Genomic DNA, 2652 nt, shown 5'->3' on the forward strand with positions numbered 1-2652 from the left:
CGGGACGACGAGGTGCAGGCCGCGTGAGCCGGTGGTCATGGGGGCGGCGGGCAGTCCCAGCTCCGTCAGCAGCTCCCGCAGCCATCCGGCCGCCTCCCGGACGGCGGCGAAGTCCTCGCCGGGAGGGTCGAGGTCGAAGACCAGCCGGTCGGGGTGTCCGGGGCCGCCGGCCCGGTCGGTGCGCGCCGGCCAACGGTGGAGGGTGACGCAGGCCTGGCCGGCGAGGTACAGCAGGGTCGCGGTGTCGTCGCAGACGACGTGGGTGACCGTGCCGCCCTCCTTGGCGACCTCGGCGCGGGTGATCCACCCCGGGTAGTGCCGGGGGACGTTCTTCTGCATGAACCGCTCGCCGTCCAGGCCGTCCGGACAGCACTCCAGCATCAGCGGACGGCCCCGCACGTGCGGCAGCAGATACGGCGCGACGGACCGGTAGTAGTCGGCGAGGTCGCCCTTGGTGTACTCGGGCGCGCCGTCCCGGCCGGGGAAGAGGACCTTCCCCGGCCGCTGGATCTCCACCGTGCGCCGGCCCGCACGGACCGTCCGGGCGGCGCCGTGGCTCATCGCACGACCGCCCCCTCGACCAGCAGCCTTGCCGCCGCCGCGATGCCCACGGAGTCGATGCCGGCCGCGTGCAGCTGCTCGTCCGGGGCGGCCGAGCCCGGCATGGTGCGCACCGCCAGCCGGACCAGCCGGGGGGCCGGCCGGCCGTCGCCGAACACCTCCGCGACGGCGTCCCCGAGGCCGCCCTCCGGGTGGTGGTCCTCCACCGTGAGCAGGCAGCCGGTCTCCTCGGCGGCCCGGCGCAGGGTGGCGGCGTCGACGGGCTTGACCGAGTACAGGTCGACGACCCGCACCTCGATGCCCTCCTCGGCGAGCCGGTCGGCGGCCGTCAGCGCCTCGGGTACGGTCACCCCGGCCGCGACGATCGTCAGCCGGTCGGCGCCGCCGGAGCGCAGCGTCTTGCTCCCGCCGACCGGGAACTCCTCGTCCGGGCCGTAGATCACCGGCGTCTTGCCCCGGGAGGTGCGCAGGTAGCGGATGCCGTCCAGCCCGGCCATGGCCGCGACCAGCCGGGCCGTCTGGTTGGCGTCGCACGGGTAGAGCACCGTGGAGCCGTACACGGACCGGAACATCGCCAGGTCCTCCAGGCCCATCTGCGACGGTCCGTCCTGGCCGATGGCGACACCGGCGTGCGAGCCGACCAGGTTGATCCCGGAGCCGCTGATGGACGCCATGCGGACGAAGTCGTGGGCGCGGGTGAGGAACGCGGCGAACGTGGACGCGTACGGCACCCAGCCCCGCGTGGCCATGCCGACCGCGCTCGCGACCAGCTGCTGCTCGGCGATGTAGCACTCGAAGTAGCGGTCGGGGTGTTCCTTGGCGAACTCCTCGGTGCGGGTGGAGTCGCCGACCTCGCCGTCCAGGGCGACGACGTCGCCGCGCGCGGTGCCGAGCGCGGCCAGGGCCTTGCCGAAGGCGTCCCGGGTGGCGGCCTCCTCGCCCACCTCGTAGCGCGGCAGCCGGACCGCCTCGGTGGTGAGGGAGCGCAGCGCGGCGGCGACCTGCGGTTCGCTCACCCGGACCCGCAGGTCGCGCGGCCCGCCGAGTTCGGCGATGGCCTCCTCGGCCTCGGGCAGCGGCTTGCCGTGCAGTCCCTCGCGGTCCTCCACGGCGGCGACGCCCTTGCCCTTGAGGGTGCGGGCCAGGATCACGGTGGGCTGCCCGACGGTGGACAGCGCCTCCCCGTAGGCCCGGTCGATCTTGTCGATGTCGTGTCCGTCGATCTGGATGGTGTGCCAGTCGAAGGCCTGGAAGCGGCGGGCGTAGGCGTCCAGGTCGTGGCCGTGCCGGGTGGGGCCGCGCTGGCCGAGCCGGTTGACGTCCACGACGACGACCAGGTTGTCCAGGTTCTCGTAACCCGCGTGTTCGGCGGCCTCCCACACCGAGCCCTCCGCCAGCTCGCTGTCGCCGCACAGCACCCACACCCGGTAGCCGGTGCGGTCCAGCCGCTTCCCGGCGAGCGCGATGCCGACGCCGACCGGCAGGCCCTGGCCGAGCGAGCCGGTGGCCGTCTCCACCCAGGGCAGCCTGCGGGGCGTCGGATGGCCCTCCAGCCGGCTGCCGAGCTTGCGGAAGGTGACCAGTTCGCCGTCCTCGATCGCGCCGGCCGCCTTGTACGCGGCGTACAGCAGCGGGGAGGCGTGTCCCTTGGACAGCACGAAGCGGTCGTTGGCGGGGTGTTCGGGGCGCTCGAAGTCGTAGCGGAGGTGGTTGGCGAGCAGGACGGCCAGCAGATCGGCGGCGGACATCGAGGACGTGGGGTGCCCCGATCCGGCGGCGGCGGACGCCCGCACGCTGTCCACGCGCAACTGCTGGCCGAGTTCGGCGAGTTCGTCGGTGTTCATGAGTCTCCTAGGTCTCCTTCACGGTTGTGCCGGGGGCCGGCTGCGGTCCGCTTACGGGTTCAGCCGGCCGGGTCGGGGGTGTCGGTGGAGCCGGCCGGGTCCGGGCTGTCGGGGTGCGGGGCGGGGGCGGGGTGGCCGTCCGGCCTGATTCCCCTGCTGCCGTGGGTCATGGGCTCGTCTCCCCCGGCGCCCTCGGCCCGTTCGTGTCCCTCGTGGGCGTCCGGCGCGCCGGGCTCCCCGGGGCCGC

At 74.5% G+C, this 2652-nt stretch carries 1 protein-coding gene and 2 pseudogenes; all 3 read right to left on the minus strand.

What is annotated here, in order from left to right; all coding sequences use genetic code 11:
- Positions 1–561: pseudogene (locus H5J33_RS30510) on the minus strand (ATP-dependent DNA ligase); the annotation flags it as partial.
- Positions 558–2405, minus strand: a complete 1848-nt coding sequence (locus H5J33_RS30515; protein ID WP_181798009.1) for a transketolase — start codon at positions 2403–2405, stop codon at positions 558–560. The pseudogene H5J33_RS30510 and the gene H5J33_RS30515, both read right to left, overlap by 4 nt.
- A 59-nt stretch (positions 2406–2464) precedes the next feature.
- Positions 2465–2652, minus strand: a pseudogene (locus tag H5J33_RS36855) (M23 family peptidase); the annotation flags it as partial.

Origin of the sequence: Streptomyces sp. WELS2 (assembly GCF_013870595.1) — a bacterium.
Taxonomy (GTDB): Bacteria; Actinomycetota; Actinomycetes; order Streptomycetales; family Streptomycetaceae; genus Streptomyces.